Annotated in this window: 6 protein-coding genes; 3 read left to right on the forward strand and 3 right to left on the reverse strand. The window is 68.8% G+C overall.

Annotated features, from left to right (window positions below; translation table 11 throughout):
* Positions 1–233 (forward strand): orotidine 5'-phosphate decarboxylase / HUMPS family protein (locus F9K34_RS15655; RefSeq protein ID WP_291338055.1); only part of this gene is annotated, 233 nt, incomplete at its 5' end.
* 235 nt (positions 234–468) lie between these two features.
* On the opposite strand, the gene F9K34_RS15660 is transcribed toward F9K34_RS15655, so the two are convergent.
* Complete coding sequence (locus tag F9K34_RS15660) at positions 469–741, reverse strand: hypothetical protein (protein ID WP_291338056.1); 273 nt, start codon at positions 739–741, stop codon at positions 469–471.
* 171 nt (positions 742–912) lie between these two features.
* Complete coding sequence (locus F9K34_RS15665) at positions 913–1482, reverse strand: cupin domain-containing protein (RefSeq protein ID WP_291338057.1); 570 nt, start codon at positions 1480–1482, stop codon at positions 913–915.
* Positions 1483–1606: 124 nt separating this feature from the next.
* On the opposite strand from F9K34_RS15665, the gene F9K34_RS15670 reads away from it, so the two are divergent.
* Together F9K34_RS15670 and F9K34_RS15675 are read left to right on the forward strand one after the other, a co-directional pair.
* Positions 1607–2884 (forward strand): 4-aminobutyrate--2-oxoglutarate transaminase, encoded by a 1278-nt coding sequence (locus F9K34_RS15670; protein WP_291338058.1) that lies wholly within the window; start codon positions 1607–1609, stop codon positions 2882–2884.
* Between the two features lie 125 nt (positions 2885–3009).
* Positions 3010–5886: an error-prone DNA polymerase gene (locus F9K34_RS15675; protein ID WP_291338059.1), complete on the forward strand. Its 2877-nt coding sequence runs from the start codon at positions 3010–3012 to the stop codon at positions 5884–5886.
* On the opposite strand, the gene F9K34_RS15680 is transcribed toward F9K34_RS15675, so the two are convergent.
* Positions 5879–7132 (reverse strand): lytic murein transglycosylase, encoded by a 1254-nt coding sequence (locus F9K34_RS15680; RefSeq protein WP_436405755.1) that lies wholly within the window; start codon positions 7130–7132, stop codon positions 5879–5881. The two genes, F9K34_RS15675 and F9K34_RS15680, sit on opposite strands and share 8 nt — an antisense overlap.
* Positions 7133–7291: the final 159 nt, after the last annotated feature.

A 7291-nucleotide genomic window follows, 5' to 3' on the forward strand; every position in this document is an offset into this window, starting at 1 on the left:
TCCGCGCCCTGCCCGAGGCTGCGGGACGGCTGGTCGTCACGCCCGGCGTCCGGCCGGCCGGTGCCGCGCCTGGTGACCAGAAGCGCATCGCAACGCCGGCGCAGGCCGTCGCCTCCGGCGCGGACCATGTGGTCGTCGGCCGCCCGGTCTGGGCCGCCGACGACCCGGCCGCCGCAGTCGATGCGATCCTCGCGGAACTCGCCTCCCCGCAGGCGAAACGGCCGAACGGCTGACGCCAGGTTCGGCAAGGCCCCGGGACCTCTGCCGGCACGGTGCGCAACCGATCCGGAAGCGCCATGACGCCCCCTTCCCCCTGCAAGTGTTCCGGGCGGCCTCTCCTGCCTCGCGATCCGCCTGACGCCGGTCTGGTCGGCACGGCCCGTGCCTTGGGTGCCCCGCGGAACTCCTGCCTCGGCGACGCGCACTGATGCGTCCATCGGACAAGGGCTGATCCGCCAGGCCGACGGCTCAGGGTCGGGATGCGCGGGCCGCGTCCTCCGACACCGCCAGCGTCAACGGCTGCGGCGGCAGGCCGGCCGTCGGGCCGGCCGAGAGCACGCCAGCTGCCGATCGGTGGTCCGCCTCGCCCGCTCCAAGCAATCCGATCGCAATGGAAAGAACCGCGACCGCACCGACGACCACGACGGCGAGGCTGCCGATCCTGCCGATATGGCGCCCGGGGGATGCGCGATCCGCCGCATCGCGGGTGGCCGGACCATACAGATACTGCTCGTAATCCATCTTATTCCCGATGCTCTGCCCGAGTGGCGGCACCATCGGCGTTTCGGCCGCAGGTTTCCATAAGCGGAAATCCACTCGGCCGAGGTCGGCCGAATCGCACCGCCACCGGTCGCACGTTCTTGCCGACGCCGGCCAGCCGCCGAGGATTGCCGGCGTCTGTTGCAGAAATGCTCAGAATGTCGGCGGGGTGCAGGCCGAAACGATGACGCAGATCTCCGGACCGGGATTGCGGAAACGGTGCGGCGTGCGGCTGTTGAAGAGGTAGCCGTCGCCCGCGACCAGTAGCTGCGTCTCCTCGCCCACCGTGACGAGGATCTGGCCCGCGATCACCACGCCGGCCTCCTCGGCATCGTGACTGTAGAGATCGGGACCGGTGTCGGCCCCGGCCGCATAGGTTTCGTGCAGCATCTGGATCGCACTCGCGCCCGGCCGGCCGATCTGGCGGAAGACGACGCCGCCGCCCACCTCGCCGAGCTTGGCCGCGGGCGTGATCTCGCGGAACTCAGCATGCCGGAAATGCCACTTCGCGCCCACATCGGCCGCCCCCGCGAAGAAATCGCCGAGCGAGATGTCGAGACCGGTCAGGATCTTCTTCAGCGTGGCGACCGAGGGACTCGTCCGGTTCTGCTCGATCATCGAGATCATGCCGCTCGTCACGCCGGTCAGCGCCGCAAGCTGGCGCTGCGACAGCCGCCGCCTTTCGCGCTCTTCCTTCAGCCGCGCGCCGGTATCGAAATCCATGCCAAGCCTCCGCCAGCGCCTCTGCGTCCCGGATAGTGTTAAATTTATTGTGCGGCAACTCGCAATATTGATCGACGTGAGCGGAAGGAGTAATGGTGCCGCCACAACGTCCGAGGAGAGACCGATGCTGAACGCCGAGATCGAGACCCGCCGCCAGGCCGCCATGTCGCGCGGCGTGGGCGTGATGACCCAGATCTATGTCGACAAGGCAGAAAATGCCGAGCTTTGGGACAAGGAAGGGAACCGCTATATCGACTTCGCCGCCGGCATCGCCGTGGTCAATACCGGCCACCGGCACCCGAAGGTCATCGCCGCGGTCAAGGACCAGCTCGACCACTTCACGCACACCTGCCACCAGGTCGTGCCGTATGAAAACTATGTGCGCCTCGCCGAACGGCTTGCTGCCATCGCTCCGATCAAGGGCGAGAAGAAGGCGATCTTCGTGACCACCGGCGCCGAAGCGGTGGAGAACGCCGTCAAGATCGCCCGCGCCGCCACGGGGCGCCAGGCCGTGATCGCCTTTTCCGGCGCCTTCCACGGCCGGACCTTCATGGGCATGGCGCTGACTGGCAAGGTCGTGCCCTACAAGGTCGGCTTCGGCGCGATGCCGAACGATGTCTTCCACGTCCCCTTCCCGGTGCCGCTGCACGGCGTTTCGGTGCAGCAGTCGCTCGACACGCTGAACTACCTCTTCAAGGCCGATGTGGACCCCAAGCGCGTCGCCGCGATCATCCTTGAGCCGGTGCAGGGCGAGGGCGGCTTCTACGAGGCGCCGCGGGAGTTCTTCAAGGCGCTGCGGGCAATCTGCGACGAGCACGGCATCCTTCTCATCGCCGACGAGGTGCAGACCGGCTTCGCCCGCACCGGCAAGATGTTCGCGATGGAACACCATGACGTGCAGCCCGACCTGATGACCATGGCCAAGGCGCTGGCCGGGGGCTTCCCGCTCGCGGCCGTCGTCGGCCGCGCCGAGGTGATGGACGCGCCGGCGCCGGGCGGTCTCGGCGGCACCTATGGCGGCTCGCCCATGGGGATCGCGGCGGCCCATGCCGTGCTCGACGTGATCGAGGAAGAAAGGCTCTGCGACCGCGCCAACCAGCTTGGCTCGCGGCTGAAGCAGCATCTGGAAAGCCTGCGCCCGGACGTTCCCGAGATCGTGGACATCCGCGGGCCGGGCTTCATGAACGCGGTCGAGTTCAACGACGCAAAGACCGGCAAGCCCTCCGCCGAGTTCGCGGGCAAGGTGCGGACGGAGGCGTTGAGGCGCGGGCTGATCCTGCTGACCTGCGGCGTCCATGGCAACGTGATCCGCTTCCTGTCGCCGATCACCATCCAGGACGAGGTGTTCACCGAGGCGCTCGGCAAGCTCGAGGACTCGATCCGCGCCGCCCGCGTGGCATGAAGGCGGCGAACTGGCTGAACGGCCGTCCTTCGGGGCGGCCGTTTGCGTTTGCGCAGGGTGGGCGAAGAGCGACTCGCCACAGGAACAAAACGTGAATATGATCGCATTCCCTTTCGGAATCGCCCATGTTCATCGAACTCTCTGCCACCTCGAACTTCACCTTCCTCACCGGCGCCTCGCATCCGGAGGAGATGATGGCGCAGGCGGCCGCCTTCGGGCAGGAGGCGCTGGCCATCGCCGATCTGAACTCAGTCGCCGGGATCGTCCGCGCCCATGTCGCGGCGCGCGAGACAAGGCGCAAGACCGGCGCGGCGCCCCGGCTTATCCCGGCGGCGCTGATCCGGCTGACCGACGGGTTCGAGGCAACGGCGCTGCCGCGCGACCGGGCAGGCTGGGGGCGGCTCTGCCGGCTGATCTCGGCCGGGCGGCTCCGGGCACCGAAGGGAGAGTGCCATCTGGGCTTCGACGACCTCCTGGCCTGGTCCGAGGGGATCACCCTTCTCCTCCATCCGCCGGGGGAAACGGTGCCGGACGGATGGATGGCACGGGCGCGACAATTGGCCTGCCGCGCCGGAGCGGACACCGCGCTGCTGATGGCGCCCCGCTACGACGGCGGCGATGCGGCACGATTCGATCGTCTCGATGCGCTGGCCGACCGGCTGGGCCTGCCCACCGTCGCCTCGGGGCGGCCCCTGCTCCATTCCGCGTCACGCCGCCGCCTCGCCGATGTGCTGACCGCGATCCGCATCGGCCTGCGGGTGGACGAACTGGGCCGCGCGGCGCTGACCCACGCCGAACAGAGGCTGAGGACAGAGGCCGGGATGCTCAGGCTCTTCGCCCGGCACGAGGCCGCCGTGCACCGGTCGGGAGAGATTGCCGGCCGGCTTTCCTTCTCGCTCGACGCGCTGCGCTACGAATACCCCGCCGAGGTGGCGGCGGGCGAGGCGCCCTCCGCCCGGCTCGCCCGGCTGACCTGGGAGGGCTTGAAATGGCGCTATCCGATGGGCGTGCCGGACCGGGTGCGCGGGATGGCCGAACATGAACTCGCGCTGATCGCTCGATTGAAGTATGAGCCCTACTTCCTCACCGTCCGCGATGTCGTTGCCTTCGCCCGCGAACAGGGCATCCTCTGCCAGGGCCGGGGATCGGCCGCGAATTCCGTCGTCTGCTATGCGCTTGGCGTGACCTCGGTCAGCCCCGAGGTGGGCACGATGGTCTTCGAGCGTTTCGTCTCCGAGGCACGGGACGAACCCCCCGACATCGACGTCGATTTCGAGCACGAGCGGCGCGAGGAGGTGATCCAGCACATCTACGAGAAATACGGCCGCCACCGCGCCGGGCTTTGCGCCACGGTGATCCACTACCGCGGCAAGCGCGCCGCGCGCGAGGTGGGCAAGGCGATGGGGCTTTCGGAAGACACGCTATCGGCCATGTCCTCCCAGATCTGGGGCTGGGGCGGCGACGGGATCACGCCCGAACGGCTGCGCGAGATCGGGCTCGACCCCACCGACAGGCGGCTCGCACAGGCGCTCGACCTGATGGCCGAGATTCAGGGCTTTCCCCGGCATCTCAGCCAGCATGTCGGCGGGTTCATCATGACGGAAGGGCGGCTCGACGAGCTGGTGCCGGTCGAGAACGCGACGATGGAGGGACGCACCGTCATCCCCTGGGACAAGGACGACATCGACGCCTTGGGCATCCTCAAGGTGGACGTGCTCGCGCTCGGGATGCTGACCTGCATCCGCAAGGCCTTCGACCTGGTGGCGAAGCATCACAAGACGCCGCTGACGCTCGCCACGCTGCCGCCCGAGGACGGGCGCGTCTACGACATGCTCTCGGCCGCCGATTCCATCGGCGTCTTCCAGGTGGAAAGCCGGGCGCAGATGAACTTCCTGCCCAGGATGAAGCCCAAGTGCTTCTACGACCTCGTCATCCAGGTGGCGATCATCCGCCCCGGCCCGATCCAGGGCGACATGGTGCACCCCTTCATCCGCCGGCGGAACGGACTCGAGGAGGTAAGTTTCCCGTCGGATGCGCTTGGTGCGGTTCTCGGCAAGACGCTGGGTGTACCGCTCTTCCAGGAACAGGCGATGCAGATCGCCATCATCGGCGCGGGATTCAGCCCCGACGAGGCGGATCGACTGCGCCGCTCGCTCGCGACCTTCAAGAAGCATGGGAACGTCAGCGATTTCCGCGACCGCTTCATGGCCGGCATGGCCGCGAACGGCTATGACGCGGACTTCGCGGCGCGCTGCTTTTCCCAGATCGAAGGCTTCGGCAGCTACGGCTTTCCCGAAAGCCACGCGGCGAGTTTCGCGCTTCTGGTCTATGCCTCGGCCTGGCTGAAACGCCACCACCCCGGCATCTTCGCCTGCGCGCTTCTCAATTCGCAGCCGATGGGCTTCTACGCCCCCGCCCAGATCGTGCGCGATGCCCGCGCGCATGGGGTGGAGGTGCTGCCTGTCTGCGTCAACGCGAGTCTGTGGGACAACCGGATGGAAGACCGTCCGGGCGGGGCTCTCGCGCTTCGCCTCGGTTTTCGCCAGATCCGCGGCGTGGCCGAGGAGGAGGCGGAATGGATCGCGGCGGCGCGCGGCAATGGCTACCGCGCGCTGGAGGATGTCTGGCGCCGCGCCGGGGTGGCGCCGGGAACGCTGGTGAAACTGGCCGAGGCCGATGCCTTCGCCGCCCTGGGGCTCGCACGCCGCGACGCGCTCTGGGCCGCCCGCGCCGTGACGGGGCCAAAGCCCCTGCCGCTTTTCGCCAGCGATCTCGACGGCGAGGGGATCGTGGAACCCGCCGTCACCTTCGCCGCGATGAGCGAGGGCGAGGAGGTGGTGGAGGATTACGCCGCGCTGCGCCTCACGCTTCGCAGCCACCCGATGGCGCTCCTGCGCGCCCGGCTGACACCCGGCTGGGCTACCGCCCTCACCCGCCCGGGCTGTCTGGCGCAAGGCGAAAGGGCCGGTGCCAGCGCCCTGCACCGGGCGGAAGTCACCTGAGCCGGCGCAGGATGTCGAGGCTCGCGTAGCCGTCGGGGATAAGACCCGATGCCCGCTGGAAGGCGCGGACAGCCGCGATCGTATTGGGTCCGATCCGGCCATCGACGCCGCCCGTGTCGAAACCGGCTTTTGTCAGCCGTTCCTGCAACTCGCGGCGTTCGGCCGCCAGAAGCGCCCGGTCCTGGCGCGGCCAGGCGGCGCGGATCGGCGGCCCACCCGCGATCCGGTCGGCAAGATGGCCAACGGCGATCACATAGGCGTCGGCCGTGTTGTACTTCTCGATCGCGTGGAAGTTCGCGAAGATCATGAAGGCCGCGCCCCCCGCGCCTGCGGGCAGAAGGATCGACGCCGGCCCGTGGTCGCCGATCTCGCGGCCTTCCGCGCTGCGGACGCCCAGCGCCGCCCACGCAGCGGCGCTTTTCTTCACCCGCTCCCCCGTCTGGCCGAAGTCGAACCCCTCGGGCAGGGTCACCTCCACCCCCCAGGGCGCGCCCTTCTGCCAGCCCGATCGGGAAAGATAGGCCGCCGTCGAAGCAAGCGCATCAGCCGGATCGTCCGACCAGATGTCGCGCCGCCCGTCGCCGGTGAAATCAACCGCGAAGGAAAGATAGGAGGTCGGGATGAACTGGGTGTGGCCCATCGCCCCCGCCCAGCTTCCGGTCATCCGGACCGGCGCAACGTCGCCCGCCTCGATGATCTCCAACGCCGCGAGGAGCTGGCCTTCGAAGAAGTCGCCCCGCCGCCCGTCATAGGCGAGCGTCGCCAGCGCCTCGATCAGGGGCGTGTTACCCCGGTTCGCGCCGTAGGAGCTTTCGAGCCCCCAGATGGCCACGACCACCTCCTTCTCAACGCCGAACTCCACCTCGATCCGGTCGAGGAGATCGCGGTGCGCGTCGAGCGCCGCCCGCCCGTTCGCCACACGGATGTCCGACACCGCGCTGTCGAGATAGTCCCAGATCGCCTTGGTGAACTCGCTCTGGTTGCGGTCCTTCTCGATGACGCCGGTGTTGTATTCGACGCCGCGGAAGGCCGCGTCCAGAGTTTCGGGCGAAATCCCCCGGGCAACCGCGCGGGCCCGGAAGCCTTCGATCCAGCGGCCGAAGCCAAGGTTCACGGTGGCGGGATGGGTCGTCTCGGGGCCGCTCATCGCCGTCTCCTGCCGGTCGGCTGGCGCCGGGGCTGTTCCGGCATCCGCCAGAGCGGGGCCCAGACTCCAGATTGCCACCGCCACGCCTGCAAGTTTCATGTGCCACCTGCCCTGCCGTTTTTCGTTTGGCCGGAGTGTAGCGTGAGGCCGCGCTTCGTGAAAGCCGCCGGCAGATCGCGCCCTCAGCGGCGGCGCGTGACCTTGCGCCCCGACTTCGCCGCCCTCGGGGCGGCCCGACCCGACCGCCGCGTCGAGGGC

The sequence above is a fragment of the Albidovulum sp. genome (genome assembly GCF_008933605.1).
Classification (GTDB): Bacteria; Pseudomonadota; Alphaproteobacteria; order Rhodobacterales; family Rhodobacteraceae; genus Albidovulum.

Bases quoted from the DNA above. Each gene is read 5' to 3' on its own strand.
- F9K34_RS15660 (WP_291338056.1), bottom strand. From the start codon at position 741: ATGGATTACGAGCAGTATCTGTATGGTCCGGCCACCCGCGATGCGGCG.
- F9K34_RS15665 (WP_291338057.1), bottom strand. From the start codon at position 1,482: ATGGATTTCGATACCGGCGCGCGGCTGAAGGAAGAGCGCGAAAGGCGG.
- F9K34_RS15670 (WP_291338058.1), top strand. From the start codon at position 1,607: ATGCTGAACGCCGAGATCGAGACCCGCCGCCAGGCCGCCATGTCGCGC.
- F9K34_RS15675 (WP_291338059.1), top strand. From the start codon at position 3,010: ATGTTCATCGAACTCTCTGCCACCTCGAACTTCACCTTCCTCACCGGC.
- F9K34_RS15680 (WP_436405755.1), bottom strand. From the start codon at position 7,132: ATGAAACTTGCAGGCGTGGCGGTGGCAATCTGGAGTCTGGGCCCCGCT.